Source organism: Actinopolyspora mzabensis, assembly GCF_900101095.1.
Taxonomy (GTDB): Bacteria; Actinomycetota; Actinomycetes; order Mycobacteriales; family Pseudonocardiaceae; genus Actinopolyspora; species Actinopolyspora mzabensis.
In genome coordinates this window covers 228,935-247,417 of the sequence record NZ_FNFM01000003.1, presented here as the reverse complement: position 1 = coordinate 247,417, position 18,483 = coordinate 228,935, and the positions used below count along the sequence as shown (strand labels likewise).

At 63.5% G+C, this 18,483-nt stretch carries 17 protein-coding genes; 7 read left to right on the top strand and 10 right to left on the bottom strand.

Annotated features, from left to right (window positions below; genetic code table 11):
• Window positions 1–173: 173 nt before the first annotated feature.
• From hppD to BLR41_RS06275, 4 genes are all read right to left on the bottom strand, one after another.
• Window positions 174–1,241, bottom strand: coding sequence for a 4-hydroxyphenylpyruvate dioxygenase (gene hppD / locus BLR41_RS06290; protein WP_092627033.1), 1,068 nt, complete (start codon window positions 1,239–1,241; stop codon window positions 174–176).
• 52 nt (window positions 1,242–1,293) lie between these two features.
• The gene (locus tag BLR41_RS06285; protein WP_092627032.1) at window positions 1,294–1,503 is read right to left on the bottom strand and encodes an MbtH family protein; all 210 of its coding nucleotides are present in this window, start codon (window positions 1,501–1,503) and stop codon (window positions 1,294–1,296) included.
• 14 nt (window positions 1,504–1,517) lie between these two features.
• On the bottom strand, window positions 1,518–3,245 hold the full coding sequence (locus tag BLR41_RS06280) for a non-ribosomal peptide synthetase (RefSeq protein WP_218119951.1): 1,728 nt from the start codon (window positions 3,243–3,245) through the stop codon (window positions 1,518–1,520).
• Window positions 3,246–3,446: 201 nt separating this feature from the next.
• Window positions 3,447–4,853 carry an FAD-dependent oxidoreductase gene (locus BLR41_RS06275; RefSeq protein ID WP_218119950.1) on the bottom strand — a complete coding sequence of 469 codons (1,407 nt, stop codon included), beginning with the start codon at window positions 4,851–4,853 and terminating at the stop codon, window positions 3,447–3,449.
• Between the two features lie 383 nt (window positions 4,854–5,236).
• Between BLR41_RS06275 and BLR41_RS06270 the strand changes: the two genes are divergently transcribed.
• From BLR41_RS06270 to BLR41_RS06255, 4 genes are all read left to right on the top strand, one after another.
• Window positions 5,237–6,214, top strand: a complete 978-nt coding sequence (locus BLR41_RS06270) for a DUF1702 family protein (RefSeq protein ID WP_092627030.1) — start codon at window positions 5,237–5,239, stop codon at window positions 6,212–6,214.
• 306 nt (window positions 6,215–6,520) lie between these two features.
• A complete protein-coding gene (locus tag BLR41_RS06265; protein WP_092627029.1) occupies window positions 6,521–7,321 on the top strand; it encodes a TIGR03084 family metal-binding protein in 801 nt (266 codons plus the stop codon).
• A gap of 42 nt (window positions 7,322–7,363) precedes the next feature.
• Entirely contained in the window at window positions 7,364–8,062 is a 699-nt protein-coding gene (locus BLR41_RS06260) for a maleylpyruvate isomerase N-terminal domain-containing protein (protein ID WP_092627028.1), read from the top strand.
• A gap of 211 nt (window positions 8,063–8,273) precedes the next feature.
• On the top strand, window positions 8,274–9,317 hold the full coding sequence (locus BLR41_RS06255) for a sulfite exporter TauE/SafE family protein (protein ID WP_092627226.1): 1,044 nt from the start codon (window positions 8,274–8,276) through the stop codon (window positions 9,315–9,317).
• Between the two features lie 51 nt (window positions 9,318–9,368).
• Here the strand turns inward: BLR41_RS06255 and BLR41_RS06250 are convergent, their stop codons facing one another.
• Both BLR41_RS06250 and BLR41_RS06245 read right to left on the bottom strand, forming a co-directional pair.
• Window positions 9,369–9,953, bottom strand: a complete 585-nt coding sequence (locus BLR41_RS06250; RefSeq protein WP_092627027.1) for a dihydrofolate reductase family protein — start codon at window positions 9,951–9,953, stop codon at window positions 9,369–9,371.
• A gap of 479 nt (window positions 9,954–10,432) precedes the next feature.
• Entirely contained in the window at window positions 10,433–11,185 is a 753-nt protein-coding gene (locus tag BLR41_RS06245; RefSeq protein ID WP_245693933.1) for an NPP1 family protein, read from the bottom strand.
• A 412-nt stretch (window positions 11,186–11,597) separates the two neighbouring features.
• Here BLR41_RS06245 and BLR41_RS22410 point away from each other — a divergent pair, with 412 nt between their 5' ends.
• Window positions 11,598–11,852, top strand: a complete 255-nt coding sequence (locus tag BLR41_RS22410; RefSeq protein WP_143013014.1) for a hypothetical protein — start codon at window positions 11,598–11,600, stop codon at window positions 11,850–11,852.
• A gap of 41 nt (window positions 11,853–11,893) precedes the next feature.
• Here the strand turns inward: BLR41_RS22410 and BLR41_RS06235 are convergent, their stop codons facing one another.
• Window positions 11,894–13,153, bottom strand: a complete 1,260-nt coding sequence (locus BLR41_RS06235; RefSeq protein WP_092627024.1) for an MFS transporter — start codon at window positions 13,151–13,153, stop codon at window positions 11,894–11,896.
• A 257-nt stretch (window positions 13,154–13,410) separates the two neighbouring features.
• On the opposite strand from BLR41_RS06235, the gene BLR41_RS06230 reads away from it, so the two are divergent.
• Window positions 13,411–14,223, top strand: coding sequence for a metal-dependent hydrolase (locus BLR41_RS06230; RefSeq protein ID WP_176797848.1), 813 nt, complete (start codon window positions 13,411–13,413; stop codon window positions 14,221–14,223).
• Between the two features lie 37 nt (window positions 14,224–14,260).
• Here the strand turns inward: BLR41_RS06230 and BLR41_RS06225 are convergent, their stop codons facing one another.
• The 3 genes from BLR41_RS06225 to BLR41_RS06215 are packed head-to-tail and all read right to left on the bottom strand — an operon-like array spanning window position 14,261 to window position 16,515.
• Complete coding sequence (locus tag BLR41_RS06225; protein WP_176797847.1) at window positions 14,261–15,436, bottom strand: DUF6923 family protein; 1,176 nt, start codon at window positions 15,434–15,436, stop codon at window positions 14,261–14,263.
• A 17-nt stretch (window positions 15,437–15,453) separates the two neighbouring features.
• Complete coding sequence (locus BLR41_RS06220; RefSeq protein ID WP_092627021.1) at window positions 15,454–16,224, bottom strand: bestrophin-like domain; 771 nt, start codon at window positions 16,222–16,224, stop codon at window positions 15,454–15,456.
• Window positions 16,225–16,515: a helix-turn-helix domain-containing protein gene (locus BLR41_RS06215; protein WP_092627020.1), complete on the bottom strand. Its 291-nt coding sequence runs from the start codon at window positions 16,513–16,515 to the stop codon at window positions 16,225–16,227.
• Between the two features lie 556 nt (window positions 16,516–17,071).
• On the opposite strand from BLR41_RS06215, the gene BLR41_RS06210 reads away from it, so the two are divergent.
• A complete protein-coding gene (locus tag BLR41_RS06210; RefSeq protein ID WP_092627019.1) occupies window positions 17,072–18,481 on the top strand; it encodes a family 2B encapsulin nanocompartment shell protein in 1,410 nt (469 codons plus the stop codon).
• Window positions 18,482–18,483 lie beyond the last annotated feature (2 nt).

Here is an 18,483-nt window from a genome sequence, read left to right as displayed (position 1 = left end):
GAGGACCGAACGCTCCCTCCGAACTTCCCTTGTCGAACAGGGTCAACAACTTCAGGTTCGAGGAAAGTGGAATGCGATCCACCGCTGCATGCGAGTCCGCGGATCTGTCGGAGGTAGTCATCTGCCCCGCCTTTCCTGATCGTCACGGCCGTTGTCGAGCACAGTCGATCCGATTAGCCGGACGCTGCCGGTGCGTCATCTCGCTGGCGTTCCGCCGCCTCGTAGAGAGCGGTGATGTTGCCACTTCCGAACGAGCGGGCCCCGAAACGCTCGATAATCTCCAGGAAGAGCGTCCCTCTCGGGTGGGCGGAACGGGTGAAAATTTGATACAATTGTCCGTCGTGGTCCTCGTCGACGAGCACTCCGTGATCGCGCATCTCCTCGACCGAATACCTGTGCGGCCGGATGCGGGCGGGAAGTTCGTCGTAGTAGGAATCAGGTGTAGCCATGAATTCCACGCCACGTTCCCGCAAAGCAGAAATCGCCTCGACGATATCTTCGGTTCCGAAGGCGATGTGCTGGACACCCGGACCATCGTGCTGCTTGAGGAAGTCGTCGATGTGCCCGGGCTCTCTTGATGTGTCGGGCTCGACGAGTGTCAGGGTGACCGAGCCGGAACGGCTTTGCACGACCTTCGTCGTCATCGCCTGGTCGCCGACTACGACCTTCTCGGAGAACAGCAGCTCGAAGTCCAGTACCTGCCGATAGAAATCTACTGTCGCGTCGATGTGACCGTGCTCGACGCATACCGCGAAGTGATCGACGCTCAACAGCTTGCCGTGCTCGGCGGAGAAAGGTACCGAAACCTCGTCTGGGCCCTTCGCGTGCGCCACGAACGTGTGCGTAACGTCGCCGATTCCTGCGATGCTCGCGGTGGTCATGCCTTCCGCGGTTGCGGGCTCCGCGAGAGGTCGGGCACCGCGGCGAACGGCCTCGGCGAAAGCCGCAGTGGTGTCGGGAACCCGCAACGCGATGTCGGCGACACCGTCACCGTGGTGATCGACGTAGGTCGTGGCCGGGTGATCCCGAACGAGAGGCTCGCTCAGCACCAACCGAACACGGTCGTCACCGAGTTCAACGGTTCTGACGCCTTCGTCTGTCGGTGTCGGCCGTGTGAACGGACCACGTTCGAAACCGAGCTCTTCTGTGAAGTACCGCTCCGCCCTGTCGGTGTTACCGACGTAGAACAGGATGTGGTCCAGCTGAATGTCCTCGAAGACTCGGTGCTCCGAAGAAACCATGGCGCTCCCTCGTTCGGTACTTGATGGATGGTGTCGCCGATCGACGGTGCGATCAGTCGGATTGGGCACGACGTCCCACTCGTGGTCGGAGGCCGTGCCAGAGCTCGTTGACCCGGGACAAACAGTCCTCTCGCGTCGAGGGACCGTGAACGGTCATCCAGCGTGGTGGGACCGGGAGCGAAGCGGGCCAGAGCGAGTGCTCGCCCTCCTCGTTCGCCAAAACCGTGTAATTGGTGTCCGGATCGTCGAAGGGATTGGTCATCGTCGGGGTTCCAATCAGATCGCGCTTGCCAGGCCGGCCGCGGTGGGAGTGTCGAACAGCGTGGTTATGCGCAGCGTGACCCCCAACTCCGATCTGATGCGGTTGATCAGTCGCATAGCGAGCAGGGAGTGCCCGCCCAGATCGAAGAAACTGTCGTCGGGTCCCACCTCGGCCAGGCCGAGGATCTCGGCGAACGCCGCGCACAAGGCCTGCTCCTTCGGCCCTTCCGGTTGCCGGTGATCCGGTTGCGGTTTGAACTCGGGAAGCGGCAGCCGACTTCGATCGAGCTTTCCGTTGGCGGTCATCGGGAGTGCCTCGATCGGGACGAAGGCCGATGGAATCAGGTACGGGGGAAGGCGCGTGCGCAGAAAATCCCGCATCTCGGCTTCATCGGGGAGCTTGGAGCCAGCGACGACATAAGCGATCAACCGTTTGTCCTCATCATCGTTCGCCGCGCGCGCCACGACAGTGACCTGGGTCAGTCCCGGGTGCTCCCCCAGCACTGACTCGATCTCACCGAGATCGGCTCGGAAACCGAGAATCTTCACCTGCTCGCTCGCACGGCCGACGTACTCGAGCATGCCTTCCGGATTGCGCCGTACCAGGTCTCCCGTTCTATACATCCGAGTGCCGTCCGTCGCGAACGGATTCGCGACGAATCTCGCGCTGGTGAGATCCGGACGACCAACGTAGCCGAGTGCGATTCCACTTCCCGCCAGATAGAGCTCACCGACGGCTCCGTCCGGCAGCGGATCCAACCGTTCGTCGAGTACATGTGCTTCGACGCCGTCCCGCCCACTACCTACCGGCACCCTCGTGGAGGCGGTGTACGGAGCGGTCAGCGGATTGTTAGTGCTGAACACCGTGGCCTCGGTGGCACCGTACATGGCCCGTACGACTGTTTGCCCGCAGTGTTTCAGCACTCGTTCGACCGCGTTGGGAGGTATCACGTCACCGCCGGTGAGTACCTCGCGTACACCTGAGAGGCTCTGCGGTTCCTCCTCGGCGACGACTCGGAACAAGCCGGCCGTGAGGTGTAGCGCCGTGATCGCGTTGGCCGAGATTCTTTCGGACAGGCTGGTGACATCGAGAGCGTCCTCGGGGGCAACGATCACCTGACCGCCGCGCAGCAGCGGTACCCAGATCTCGTAAGTTGAGACGTTGAAGGCGTGCGGGGCGAGCATCAGCACCCGCTCGTGATTGCCGGTGTCCCACATCGAATCGAGGACGAGGTCCAATACGTCACGGTGACGTACAGCGACACCTTTCGGTTCACCGGTCGACCCGGATGTGTACATCACATAGGCGGTCGCATCGCCCTCCGCGGTCACCTCGGGGGCAGACTCGGATACGGGGCCGTGTTCCTCCGAAAGATCGATTACCGCGTCTACCGCCGGCAACTCTGAGCTCGGCACGGAATCGTCCGTGACCAGAATTCGCGCGTTAGAATGATCGATGATGCGTTGTCGTAGCTCCGCGGGGTACGCGGAATGCAACGGTTGATAGAATCCACCGGCCTTCAACGCGGCAAGAAAAGCGATCACCACGTTCGGCGAACGACGCATGAACACGGCGACCGGCACGTCGCGCTGCACATCGAACTCTCGCAGCTTCCTGGCCAGACGGTTCGCCCGTTCGTCCAGCTCCCGGTAAGACAGTGCTCCCCCGTCACCGGAGACGGCCTTGGCATCGGGGGTTCGCGCGACCTGCGCGCTAAAGCACTCGTGAACGGATTCGGTCACGCTCACCACTCCAATTGTTGAACTCGGAGACCGAATTTCTGCGAGCTTAACCAGCTCAACGTGACATCTCTTCTTCATGGCTGCTGATGCCACGAGAAGGTGCGGCGGAGATATCCTCAACAGGTCGTACGCATTTATCGGCGCATAGGATCAACTTTTCGTGAAAACTCGTTCCGCTGCTGCACGATTCGATGCGGGGACTCAACTCTCCGGTTTCCCCGTTTTCATCTCATGCGGTATTTCGTCGCCACGTCTCGGATCGTCAACCCGAGGTCTCTGCCGAGCGGAACGCAGCACCCGCGACATCATCCGGGGACGCATGAGCGAGGAGGGCGGGTCCATAAGGCCTGCGACCCGCATGAATCCGTCGGCCACCGAGGTATCCATGGTAGCCGCGTGTTGTACTCTGGACATGTAGGCGTTGCCGAGGGAGGACTTTGCCGTACGCCGGCCTTCGACACCGGGGAAGGCGAGATCGCCGCCCGCTGATATCTCCCATGGGTTGTCCACTACTCGACCCACTTCCCGCATGAGCCGACCGGGGTCGATCTTGCCCGCCCGCAGCTGCTCGCGAAGGGTGCTCACCTGCCAGGCGGCCACACTCATCCCCTGGCCGTAGACGGGATTGAAGCTGCACACCGCATCCCCGATCACGATCAGGCCCTCCGGGAAGCGCTTGAGACGCTCGTAACGTCGTCGAACACTGGCTGGGAAACCGAAGGTCACCGGTTCGTCGATCGGTTCCGCGTCTTTGATGCCCTCGTAGACGTCGGGAACCGGCAGCGAGCGGGCGAACTCGGTGAACTCGACGTGATCGGTCGGTGGATGATCACCCAACATTCCGGTCAACGAGAGGACGCAGCTGTCAGGAGTGGACAGCCCGAAAAACGCTCCACGCGGATGTGCGGGTGAGGCGACCGGGTTTATCGACCACGTGTCGTCGAAGACACCGGACGGTGGGCGATAGAAACGCGTAGTGTACGCGAGTCCGATCTTGACCCTTTCCTCGGCGGGACGTGGGTACCCCAGCCGAGCTAGCCACGTGGGGGTCCGGGATCCTCGTCCCGTCGCGTCCACCACCAGATCGGCGGGGAGCATTTCCGGTTCGCCAGCGTGGCCTTCCTCGGACCGGCGGGAGGAGATGCGTACTCCGATGATCCTCGAAAGCCCACCGTCGGCCACCGGCTCGATGATGTCGTGCTCTTCACGGAAGAACACGTTGGGCATCCGCGTCAGACGTGAGCGGACACGATGTTCCAGGACGGGACGTGGCGGGGTGACCGAACGCAGCCCCGTCCGCGCGGGACGAAGCCTGCGCGCGTTGAAGTACCACCGCATCTCGCCGAGATCGCCGACGGGATATCCTTCGTCGGCGAGTTCCGCGGTCAATCCGGGAAAGAGTTCCTCAAAAATCAACTGGCCGCGGGCGTGCAGACCATGGGCGTGGCGTGCCTGTGGCGTTCCCCTGCGGGGTCCGCACGAATCGAGGACAAGGTCACGATCCACCACCACCACCTCTCGGTAACTTTCCGCAAGAACACGGGCAGCGAGCACCCCGGCTATGCTTCCTCCCAGTACTACGGCGCGTTCTCCCAAGTCGCCACTCATGCGCAAGGCCCCTCTGGCTAGGTGCTCCGAAACCGACACCGTCGGATACCGGTGGTCGTATGACGAAAAGTTGTGACCACGACCGCAACGAGGATCACTATCAGCATGCGGGGTCGGCGTCTTCCTTGTTGCGTCGAGCGTTTCACCACAACCTCGCCAGCACACGGGGAGAACCATCCCTACCGCTCGACCGGCTGACACGGGAGGAGTGCCCCAGCGGCTTTCCCGAGTGCGCGACCTGCTCGGTAGAGCTACCGGTGTAGCGGGCTTCCCTGGTGCGTGCCGAGATCTTGTGAGTCCGCACAACGCAGGAGGCGATCGAGCGCGTTCGCGACCACGATGATGCTTGTCCCAGCCCCACGAGCCCGATCGGCAGGAGATTCATGCCCAGTGCACTCGGTTGTCTCCGCAAGTATCTGCTCTCTCCTTCGATTGAAGAGGTCGGCTTCGCTCGAAGGGGGTTTCCATCGGCCGACATGGTAGGCACACATCGATTGGACAAAGTCTCGCGGACTGTGGTGTGCGGATTCGAATGGGGCGTGGAATTCGGCGACGACGAGTGCGTACATCGCCTCGAAATGATCGAGCCGTCGCTGCGGGGATTCGCCTGCGAAGGAACGACGATGGCCTACGTGATACGTGACGCCATGAGAAACAGCGGGCGCACACGGAGGTTTCTGCTCGGACCGGGGTATCCGCAACTGTTCCCCTCCTACATCGGTGTCGGGTTCGCGCTGGCACGCCTGCCACGCGCGCTGTGGCAAAGGGCGGTCCCCGATCTGACCGGCTCGCCGTATCACCCGACGATGAGCTGGCTCGCCGTGGACGGTTACGGATTCGATCGTGCCTTTTTCGATACCCGGAGATGGATCAAGCGGCAGCGCGTTCCCCGTCCCTATCCGTGGTTGGATGCTCCGGGGTACTTCCACCGAGCAGTGGACCAGGGCATAGGTCGTGCCCTGTGGTTCATCCACGGTGGTCATGAGGAGGAAGTCGCCTCAGCCGTACGTGATTTCGCCGAAGCACGGCACGCCGATCTGTGGAGTGGTGTGGGATTGGCAGCTGCCTACGCGGGTGGTTCCGACGGAACCGATCTCAACCAGCTCTGCATCACAGCGGGCCGCCACCGCGGACAACTCGGGGTCGGTGCGATCTTCGCGGCCAAGGCACACAGCCATGCGGGATACGTACCGGAGCACACGAGGACTGCCACCACCGCATTGACGAGTCTTTCGGTTCCCGAGGCGGTGCGGCTCGCAGACAGCACCGAGACTCACGACGCTGAATCCGCGGAGATCCCCGCCTACGAGTCGTGGCGCAGAAGGATTCGGTCGCAACTCGTACACGAACACGAGACTTGACGCGTCCGTCGCATCGCTGAAGGGGGAGTCACATACGGGGCTGATGGCACCCCAAGTTCCGACCGAGTGCGGAACACGGGGTTCGCAACCGACAACGGAGTTGCTCAGTCCTTTCCTCGGAAGCGTTCGAAAGCCCCTCGGGGAAATCGTGCACCGGTGTTCGCGGATTGCTGTGACCTCGCGGGGACAGAGTTAAAAGATCCACCACTGACGAGCACACCGGAAGAAGACAAGTGCTCACCGAAGCCGGGATTCTGAATCGGTCGCTGTTCCAGGTTACCGCGTCTGGTTGAAAGGAAGTACTACGTGTCTGATTTGAACGATGCTCTCGAGGCACTTCACGAGGAATCGGAAAGAGTCGATTTGCTGGTGGCCGACCTCGAGCGATCCGAATGGGATCGACCAACACCAGCCCCCAGGTGGACGATCGCACATCAGATCGCTCATCTGGCTTTCATCTTCAATCTGGCGGGTGTATCCGCCTCGGACGAGAAGACCTTCAACACCATCGCGGAGTCTGCTGGTAACGACATGAACGCCGCGATCAACGCCGCACTGCACCAATATCTGGGTGAAACTCCGGGTGACACTCTTCAGTTGTGGCGACGTGAGCGCGATTTCGCGCTCCATGCGCTCTCGGAGACAGTTCCGGAGCGACCACTCCCATGGCTGGTACGCCCGATTCCTCCGGAGGTGTTGGCCCGTGCGGGTATCATGGAACTCTTCGGGCACGGCCAGGACATCGCCGACGCGCTCGGCACGAAGCGGGAGGCGACGGACCGGCTTCGCTATCTGGTGGAGTTCGCGGTACTCACCTGGGAGTTCGGTTACCAGTCCCGGGGTCTGACACCGCCGGATGTCGAATTCAGGTTCGAAATCACCGGTGTTTCCGGCGACCTGTGGACGTTCGGTCCAGAACGAGCAGCGCAACGGATCAGCGGACCTGCCGAGGATTTCTGCCTGCTGGTCACCCGCAGACGCCATCCGGCGGATCTCGCGTTGTCCGCGGAGGGAGCCGAAGCACGACACTGGCTCGAGATCGCTCAGGCTTATCGGGGCCCTGCCGGACAGGGGCGGAGTCCGGGCCAGTTCGCCACATCCCACTGATCGCGCCGAACGAGGCCTTTCGACGACCGGAAAGCGGGAAAAGTGAACTACGCAACCCAAGAGCACGACAACGAGACGCTCTATCGCGAGGTGCGGCGCAACATCTCACAGCTGGTCAGGTCCTTCCCGGAGGCATGTGATCGCGTCGTTCCCTCCTGTCCGGACTGGACCGTACGCGACCTCATTTCGCATCTGGTCGATATTTGCGGGTTGGTCATCGAGAGGATCTCCGGAGACACTCCCCATTTGGCGAGCAAGGACACAGACGACATCACGCGGTTAATGGGGATCTGGGAAAGCGTGGGCACACAAGTCGAAAACATGATGCGTGATGATCACGGAAATTCGGCGCTGATGGTCATGGACGCCTTTACCCACGAGCTCGACCTGCATCACGCGCTCGGAACCTCACCGCGGGAAGACCATCCGGCCTTCTTCAGGTCGTTCGAGGTGCTGGTCTCCGGGGTGTCCGAGTCGGTGGCGGAGCACGAGCTCCCCGCCGTGATCGTCCAACTCGAGCGACGGGAATGGAAGCTGGGTAACGGCGAGCCGCGCAACACGGTCACCGGCGGGCACTACGACCTGTACCGCTCGTTCGCGGGAAGGCGCAGCAACCGCCAGATCAACGCCCTGTCATGGGGTTCCGATCCCGTCTCCTGGCTGCCGGCTTTCACGTGGAAGGCCTTCTCCCCGCCCGTTGTCGATGTGGAACCGCATCCCTCCGGATGGACTTTCAGGTGAGCTTGTACGGTCCGAGTTGTTCGCCGCTCGTGCTACTCACGCCCGCGCGGAGCTAGCAGAGGCCCCGGTCACGTAAGTTTCTTCGCGAGATTCGATCCACACCAACAGCCTCGTTCACACTATTCCCGGACCGGTTCAACGACGCTGTGACAGGACAACGTGTCACCGTACTTATCCCTAAATTTTCCTACGGAGTTGGCCAGTGGGCCTGATGGATCGAACTGAAACCGATAATTCTCATGTCCGACCGGATGGACGCGTTTTCAGAGTGAATATCGCCATCGGTGCCGTCGTGGTACTCGGATGGCTCGTCTTCGGTGGCGAAAAAGCACTGGAAAGCATTCAAAACTACTGGTCGATATCGGTCACGATGATATTCGGATCATTGATCGGCGGCGGGACAAGCGAGGGAGGCGGTGCGGTCGCTTTCCCGATGTTCACGAAAGTTCTTCAGCTACCTGCCGATGACGCGCGGCTCTTCACCTACGCCATTCAAAGTGTGGGAATGACCGCAGCCTCCATCTGCATACTCTACATGAAGGTTCCCATCGAGCGTCGTGTACTGCTGCTGGGCGGACCGGCAGGCGTGGCAGGCGTGATTCTGAGCGCCACCCTGCTCGCTCCGTCGATGGACCCCCGAATGATCCGCATATACTTCACCGTGCTCATGACCGGGTTGGCACTGGCGTTGCTCGTGCTCCACGTCAGAAAGGTCAACGACCGCAACCGCGAACTGGTCGTGTTCGGTAAGCGCGAGATCGCGATCATCCTTTTCGCTGGACTTTTCGGAGGGATAATAAGCGGGCTCGTGGGGGTCGGTGAAAACACGGCCCTCTTCATCATGATGGTTCTGCTTTTTCGAATATCGGAAAAGGTTGCCACTCCTACAACGGTCATCGTGATGACGATCGTATCCGTGGCGGCATTTTTGACTCATCTATTCGTGCTGCGTGACTTCACGGAGCCAGTGGTGGGATACTGGCTCGCCGCGGTTCCTATCGTCGTTTTCGGGGCACCACTGGGAGCCGTGATCTGTTCAAAGATGTCACGAAAATCCATTCGACTGTTGTTGATATTCTTGATAGCCGTCGAGTTCGTCAGCACCCTGCTCTTCATACCGATATCCAACACGACCATGTTCATAGCTGGAACTCTGCTGCTGCTGCTGACCGTCGTGTTCTATCGCATGACGAGGTCACGCCGGTACAGCCCCGAGAACGAGCGCACTGTTGCCGTGGTTCGGGGTTCCCGGTGACGAAGGTCAGAACGTAGTCACCGGTTCGCACGGAACGAGTTCGAGTGCTGGTCAGCAGCGGGGGAGGTGAAGGCCGACCACACCGTTCCCCAGCGCGGCGACGCCTGCCGTAGTGAAGCGGATGTCCACACCGTCGGGGAACAGGCGTAGTCCGCCGCCGACCAGCACGGGAATCACGAACAGCCGCAGGTCGTCGATGAGGTCCAGGCGCAGCAGCTCGGCGATGACGCTGGCACTGTTGGCCACCAGCACATCGCGTCCCGGCTGGTCACGTAGCTCTTCGACCTCGGAGACGAGGTCGCGGGCGATGCGCGAGTTCTCCCACCGCGCTTCGGTCAACGTGCGCGAGACCACCACCTTCTCGGTGGCGTCGAGCCAGCGTCCCAGCTCGCGGGTCCGTGGATCGGTCTCCTCGTCCCGGGTGATACCGGGCCAGACGGAGTGGAAACCCTCGTAGTTGGTGCGTCCGAGCAGGAGCGTGTCGGCACCGCGCCAGATACCTTCGAAGTACTCGGCCGTCTGCGGATGCAACGCCCGTTCGTGCAACCAGCTGTCACCGGCCGGGCCGTCGGGACCACTGGTGTAACCGTCCAGGCTCAGGCCTGCCCAGGCGACGATGCGACGAGAGGTACTCATGAGCGTGTTCCGTTCGTTGCGAGCCGTGACGGATCTTCACGGGTGTGCGAAGGGCTGGTGAGCTAAGACTCGTCGGCTGCCTGCTCGAGTCCGTTCGTGGTGTGACAGCGAACGCAGCCTATGAGCGTCTCGCTCGTGTCGGATGAGTGTACGGCCGAGCACCGACAAGTGAGCCCGTCACATGAGTGTCCGCTCGGTGCCAACGTTGGCTCACGGATTGTCCTGTCCGGCTCGGCAGCGTTCGAGTCAACCATGCACGAGCTCCGGGCCGTGGCGCGTTTTGTGCTGGACAGCGCTTCAACAAGTCCTGCCGATGTTCCCGGCGGATCACGTTCTTGACCGGCACCTCGTCGATTTCGTCGGCATCGGCCATCGAGCACTCGCTGCTGTCGAGGCTGCGCGGTGGGAGTCCCCGGCAGCGGAGCTGTCGCGAGCGACACGGTGACGATGCAACCAGCTCCGCCGCTGCAACGCTCGGGTCACGCATAGGGCTCGAAGGGGATCCCCTCCGGTTTGGCGTTGCTGAGATTGTCCTCGAAGGCGCCGTCGCTGATCGCGAGACTGGCACTGCCGAAGTCGGCACCGGTCAGGATCGAACGCGTGTCACCGGGAAAACGGTTCCAGCTCACCAGGTCCGGGTAGTGCCAGTCGTTCCAGTGATTCTCCGGTTGTTCGTCCATGCCTGCCGTGCGAAAGGCGTGGGTGCCGAGCCCATCCTTGTGGTAGACGACTTTGGCGTGGGTGCCGTCGTCCCAGCCGACCTCGGAGGCGGGGTGCACGTTGTAGTCACCGTGTGCGGAGGTGGCGACGTAGCGGGCACTGCCCTCGTGCACCCACACCACGACGTGCTCGATGTCGTGCCGGTGGCCGAAGGCGTCGAGCCCCGGCACGGCCTGGTCCTTCTGGAAGTACATGTCGTAGAGGTAGGCCTGCCACCCGTTGTTGCGCTTGGCTCGGGCGTAGACGTTGGAGTTTTCCAGGTCGGACGGATCGTGGCACTGACCGTCCAGCGCCCCGGAATTGTTCAGTCCACCGTTGAGGGTTCCGTTCACCCCGATGGCCACGCTGGGGTAGCACCCGTCGCCGTCGTAGTCGAAGGCGGGCGCCCACTTGGCGTCCTCGGCGGCGAAGTCGGCGGGGATCTCGGGCGGAACCTCCTCGGCGAGTGCGGTGCCCGGCAGAGCGAGCAACAGCAGAACCGTTCCGCCAACGGCGGAGAACAGCTTGGACACTCGCCTGCCCACTCCTCCCCGGTCGATCGGAAACCGGGTTCGCCGGCGTGGCTCCGGCGGGCTCGAGGGGGTACTCGTACTCGTCGCTGGTGCGCTGCGGTGCATACGATCCCTTTCGGTTCGTTGCGGTGGCGACGAGTAGTGATCGTAATCCCCTTAGGGGACGGACGGGACACGTTTCGCTGAATGAAGTTTGACCGAGCACCGTCGGATAACCGACCAGCTGTGGCCGCGTTACCCCGTGCGGGAGAGGGCGAAGAACGGTGACTGGTGGCTTCCCGAGGCGAGTCGAGCGGTGTGCGGAATCCGGCGTTGCTCGGTGGTACGTTGCCGCCTGCTCGGTCGGTCGCCTCCGATGGTTCCCGACCGGGGCGACACGGGAGCGGTAGAACGAGCGGAAAGGAACGTCGGTATGACCAAGGACGAGATCACCGAACGGTGCCGATGGGCACGCGACCACAACGAGAACCATCCCTCACAGCAGTGGCCGACGGGTCAACAGCTGGCGGTGGCGCTGGTGCTGCGCGACCGCTCGTGGCTGGATTCGACGAACCACACCACCGAAACGGCCACCGACCTGGTTTGCGAGCAGGCCGGGCTGTCGGTGTTCGAGTTCACCGGTTGGCTCAACGACATCCGTGCCGCCCTCGAATCGGATCAGCGTTGATCCACCGTAGTTCGTGGGACGCGGAGAACCTGCTACCACCGTCAGCCGTGTTCGAGTGCTCGCCCGTTCGGATGGTTCGGGAGGGTGAACCGTCGCAACGGTCGGTTCGTCACCGCGAGAGTTAGGATCCCCAGACCGCAGCAGAGCGCCCCGGAGACCGCGGCGAACGTGGCCGAGGTGGCCCCCGCCACCAGACCGCCCCGGAACTCGCCGAGATCCGGCCCGGCGGAACCAACGATGTGGTCCACGGAACTGATCCTGCCGCGATGGGAGTCCGGGATCGCCAGTTGCACCAGCGTGCCCCGTGAGATCACCGAGATCGTGTCGGCGGCCCCACCGAGGGTGAGACATCCGAGCAGCAGCCACAGCTGCTGAGCCACGCCGAATCCGGTCAGGGCCACCGCCCACACTCCCGCCGCGGCCAGCATGACCACTCCTGGACGGTAGAGGCGTGTGATCAGGCCGGAAGCCAAGCCCGCCGCGATACCTCCCAGCGACAGGGCGGACCAGAACAGGCCGAGCGTCTCCGGGCTTCCGCCGAACCGCTGTTCATTGATCATCGGGAACAACACGGTGGGCATGGCGAGGACGGTGGCCAGGACATCGGTGAGAAACGCCCCGTGCAACTCGGGTCTGCTCGCCACGAAACGCAGTCCCGCGCCGATCGCCCCCGGTTTCCGGCGGGTACCGCCGGAAACCGGGGGCATGCTCGGCAGGCGCAGCACGGCGTGGAACGCTGCCGCGAAGGTCATCGCGTTCAGCAGGTAGCAGCCCTCCACTCCCCGCGCGGCGATGACCACTCCAGCGAGAGCAGGTCCTGAGAGCACGGCCGTCTGCATGCCGAGGTGGTTCAGCGCCATCCCGGCGGGGAGTTGCCTGTCCGGCAGCAGTCGGGCGGTGAAACTCCTGCGGGCGGGGGCACCGGTGGCACTGCAGCTCTCCTGCGCGGCGACCAGCATCAGCAGCAACCACCACGAGCCGAGACCTGCCAGTGCCTGTAGGGTCAGCGCTCCGGCGCAGGCGAACTGTCCCGACGTGGTCAACAGCACCAGTCGCCTTCGATCGACGGTGTCGGCCACCGACCCGCCGAGCAGCCCGAACAGCACCGCGGGCACGGCACGCGCGATTCCCACGCTGCCCACCGCCAGCGAGCTGCCCGTGGTTTCCCAGGTCTGGTAGAGCACGGCCACGGTCGTCAGCTGCCCACCGAATACGGACAGTGTGCTGCCTGCCCACCAGCGACGGAAAGCGGTGCTGGACCGCATCGGACGAGTGTCGAGCAGCCTGTCGCAGACCTTCATGGAAGTTCGCTCTCGACGGACTCGGCGAATCCCCGAGTCGCCACCACGTCCGGCAGCGTCGTCGAAGGACTCCGCGATGACACGCGGCGCGACACAATAGCACTTTCCACAGTGGTCCAGCACGTCGTGGCTCCCCTTCGAGTGCCTCCACCGCAGGTGTGATCTTGTTTCGGCCGGGCCGATCCAGGCCCGACCGGCGGCCCGCTGCTCGGGCGCTGGTTCACTTCCGAACGAGACAGAGGGGTCTTTCTGCGATGATGAACGGTGCGCACGCCGCCACGGGCCTGTTGAGCGGCACCACGGTGGCCAGCTTCGCCCAACCCACCCCACCGGGCATCGCCCTGGGGGCGCTGGCCGGGGCGGGGGCGGCCTTACTGCCCGATATCGACCACGACCAGTCCACCATCACCAAATCAGCCGGGCCGATCACCCGAGGGGCGGCGGAACTGTTGCAGACGCTGGCCAGGTGGGCCTATCGCCGTACCCGTTTACCCCACGACCCCAGGGCTTCCGGTAAGGCCGGCGAACACCGAGGACTCATCCACACACCGGTTTTCGCGCTGCTGGTGGGGGCGGCGTTGGCCGGTGCCACCCTGGCGTCGAAATGGGTGGGCATCGTAGCGGTGTACGTGCTCACCAGCGCCGCGCTGCGTTCGCTGCGTTGGTCGTTACCCACCCAGGTGCGCGGTACGCTGCAGTTGCAGCGTCGTGCCGCACCACCGCTGTACGCGCTGCTGGTCACCGGCCTGTTGGTGTATGCCCATGCCGTCGCCGACGCCGGTGTGTGGCTGGGGGCGATCGTGGCGCTGGGGATGATCGTGCACAGTGTCGGGGACGGGGCCACCAATTCGGGGATCCCGTTCGTGTGGCCGTTCAAACGTGCCTGTGATCGGTGCCGGGGCGGCACCGGTTGCCCGGGGGCCCGGTGGGACCGACAACACGTGCTTCCCGAATCGCTGCGGTTTCCCGCCGGTGCGGGTATCGAGAAGTTCGTCGAGTCCGGATGTCTGGTGGTGGCGGCATTCGTGGCCTGGCCCACTCTGACCACACTGTTGACGGCACCGGCCTGATTCCAGCTCTCACGGGTGGCACTCGAACGCGGCCGGCTCAACGGAGTCGCCGCAGTACCACCCCGGCTCCGATGATCAGCAGTAGCGTGGCCAGCACCCATTGTCGTTTGGTTTCCGTGGCTACGGGGCGCACGGGTCGGGGCCGTGGCGGTGTGGGAAGTGCGGGTGCGTTCGGTGCGCGGGACTGTGGTGCAGATGTGTCCGGTGGCCGCGGGGAGTGGGGCTGGCGCGGCGTACTGCTCCACTTCGAGGTGTTGGTGGGGGGCGATGGTGTGGTCGCTACCGGAGGGGGTTCGGTGGGCGAGGACGGTGTGGTGGTTGTTTCCGGTGGTCTCGACGGGGAGCGGGACCTCGTGGGGGACGGTGGGGGTGTGGGTGGTGGTTGGGGTTCGGAGCGAAGGCACCCTGCCGCGTCGTTGTGGTGCAACGGCCTGCCCCGAGCCAGTTCGACAGTCCCGGCGGCATCGGCCCCGACCTGATAGAACCTACTGTGGCCTGCGACGTTGTCGGCGACGGCGTAGCGGCTGCCGTCGTCGGTGATGACGACTGCTCCGTACCGGGCTGGCGGGAGTGCCGCCGGCTCGGTACCGACGACCGTTCCGTCGTCCACGGCGATTTCGAGCAGCACCGTTTCGTGCTGATAGTTGGTCGTCACGGTGAGCAGTGTTCCGTCGGAGGTGACGGCGAGATCGCCGACCGACAGCGGAACGAGCCACGGTGCTAACCACGTAACGTGGGTTATGGCCAGATAGGTGGCGCTGTCGGGATCGATGTCGACGGTGTAGAGCCGATGCCCGGCGACGAGATACCACTCGTCCCCGTCGATGGCTCCCGCCCGGATGTCGACCGCCCACGGTGGTGGCATCCGCGCAGCACGGTGGCGTAGCGGACCGAGGTCGTGCGTGCTCCCCTGGGGTTCGACGGTTATCACGCGCGACTCCCGGAAGGGGAATGTGCCGGTGTTGCTGAGCCCGTAGGCCTTTCCCTGCGCGGCGGAATAGCCCAGTGCCTCGACGGATCCGGGAGGTGGCGGCAGCGCCTCGATTGTCATCCCGGGCAGCGTGACGCGCCGTAGCGCGGGGGGCGTTCCGGGTGTACTCGTGACGTGCAGCAGTGAGCAGCCCGGTGCCACCGCCCGCTCTCGTGCCACCACGACCGGCGTGGACAAGCCGAGCAGTGCCAGCGCGGTCAGCAGCGCCGAGATCGCCCGCAAGCTGCGACGGCCCACCCTCATCGATCGGAGCCGAGTCGTTCCAGGGCCCAGCGGAACGCGGCGGGATCGATTCGGGAGTCCCCGGCGAACGGGTTCTGCAGATGATAGACCGCGAACACCAGCAGTGCGAGTGTGCCCGCCAGGGTGGACACGATCATGACGTGCGGCATCAATCGCGTTCCTCCGAACAGGTTCGGCAGCAGCACCACGAGCACGCTTCCGAGGATGAGGACGAACCAGACCACCGTGGACACGTCCCGGTGGAAGGCCATGTTCAGCCTGTCCTGGCGCTGCTGGTAGACCGAGCGGAGACGATCCATCGCCGCTGCTTTGCGCCCCTCCTGCCACTCACCACTGGCTGGCGCGACGAGCACGGCCTCACGTATCCGGTCGAGCTGGCTCCAGCCGTTGCCCGAGAGGCCGCGGTCCCGCCGCATGCCGGGCCATTCCTGCGCTATGACCGTGTGGGCATAGGCCCGGCTGAGAGTGCGGACGCGCTGGGCGGTTTCGTCGGAAAGCGCCTCGGCCGCCCAGGAAACGGCCACCAGACTCTGAGCTTCTCGGTACGCCCCTTCCCGAGCAACACCCACCGCGTCGAAAAGAGTCACCATGACAAAAGCCAACACGACGGCGTGCATGCCGCTGACGATGACGAAAACCTGCCCGGCCGCGTCGTTGTTTCCGGGCCTGCCCTCGTCCAGCCCGAACCGGCGTACCGCGTACCCGATCAGCCCGGCAGAGACCGCCGCTGCGATGACCCACAGCAAACCGCTGAAGTAGGTGTTCATTCACATTCCCGTACGTTGGTCGTCGCGGGGTGCTGCCGCGGCGGTGCGTCCGGCGAGCTCGTTGACCGGAACCGCCGCTGTTTCCGGCACGAGCAGTTCACCGATCTCGCAGTCGAGCGCGGCGCAGATGATGTCGAGGTCGGACAGTTTCAGGCTGACCGGCGTGCCGGACCACAGTCCCGACATCTTGCCCGCCGAGACGGCCAGCCCGTACTCGGCCAGCCTGTTCTGCAGCTCCCCCGCTTTCCAGATACCGCGATGCGCGGCCACCAGCCGCAGATTCCACTTCACCTGTCACTCCTTCGCCGGACCACGGCAGTACGACCCTGTTCGCAACACCAGAGGAAATCTCGAAAATCCCGAGAACCCCACGCCGAGGAAATGTCGAACATCGTCAGACATTAATAGCGACTGATCCCGCTGTTGGCAAGCGCTCCCCCGGAAGGCGCAACGAGGTTTTCCTCCCTCGGACGGAGCATTATGCCGGCTCTCCGGATGATGTGTGTCGCGACGTTCGATGTTATGAATCACAATCGAACTCGACACGAACCCGCGTTCGGCGGATTGTTGGCTACACTGTGTACTGATCAAGCGGCTGATTCGGTGAGATACGGATAACATCGTAGAACACGGAAAGGCAGCGGAGCTTTCCACTTTCGAGTGACTTTTAGCTGCTCGTGGATGCTGCTAATCTCGTGATCGTCCGGCTTTGAAAAAAGTTTCCATATCCGATGGGTTCTCTTCCGGGCGTGCAGGAACGACAGGCAGGTCGAGACGAACACCGGATCCGTATTTTCGGTTTTTCTCAATACTGTTTCGACGCTGTGTGCGCGACAAGATTGGTGGAATGAACGTGACCACGGTGGATCCGGCCGGAACAGACACGTATTCGCAGCTGAGTCTGGGAACCGAGGCGGCTCGCAATTTGGCGACGACGACGAAGTCGACGCCGCAGATGCAGGGCATCACCTCGCGGTGGTTGCTGCGGATGCTGCCCTGGACCCAGGCCAACGGTGGTGTCTACCGCGTCAACCGGCGGTTGACGTATCAGCTGGGTGATGGGCGGTTGACGTTTACCAACACGGGTGCGCAGGTGCGGGTGATTCCGCAGGAGTTGCGGGAGTTGCCGTTGCTGCGCGGGTTCGACGACGAGTCGACCCTGGCCGTGTTGGCCGACCGGTTCACGCAACACCACTACGCCCCCGGTCAACTGATCACCGAACAGGGGGAGACCGCTGATCGGGTGGTGCTGTTGGCGCACGGTAAGGCCAACAAGATCGGCCCCGGTGAGTACGGTGACGACAGCGTCCTCGACGTACTCGCAGACGGGGAACACCTCGGGCAACGAATCCTCGCCGACGACGAGGTCCGCTGGCCACACACCGTCAAGGCCATCACCCCCTGCACTGTGCTCACCCTGTCCCGGCAGGAGGCGCGGGAGATCACCGAACGCTTCGAGAACCTGTCCCGACACCTACGACGAACCGAGTCCCAGCCGATCCCACCACACAACAAACACGGTGAGGCGGCGATTGATGTGGTGTCGGGTCATTGGGGTGAGCCGTTGTTGGCGGGGACGTATGTGGATTATGAGGTGGCGCCGCGGGAGTATGAGTTGAGTGTGGCGCAGACGGTGTTGCGGGTGCACAGTCGGGTGGCTGATTTGTACAACCAGCCGATGAATCAGACTGAGCAGCAGTTGCGGTTGACGATTGAGGCGTTGCGGGAGCGGCAGGAGGAGGAGCTGGTCAATAATCGTGAGTTCGGGTTGTTGCACAATGCGGATCTGTCGCAGCGGATTCACACTCGGACCGGCCCGCCCACCCCCGACGACCTCGACGAACTACTCTCCCGCCGCCGCAAATCCGAATTCTTCCTGGCGCATCCCCGCGCTATCGCCGCGTTCGGCAGGGAATGCAACCGACGGGGCGTCTGTCCCGCGACGACACAACGTGACGGTGTCACCCTGCTTTCCTGGCGCGACGTGCCGCTGCTGCCCTGCGACAAGATCCCGATCAGTGACACGGGGACCAGCTCGGTGCTGGTGATGCGCACCGGTGAGGACAGTCAGGGTGTCGTCGGGCTGCACCAGACCGGCATACCCCACGAGTGCGCCCCCAGCCTCAACGCACGGTTCATGGGGATCGACGACAAGGCCATCATCTCCTACCTCGTCAGTGCCTACTACTCCGCGGCCGTGCTGGTGCCCGACGCCCTCGGCGTCCTCGAACACGTCGAGATCGGACGTCAGGACTGATC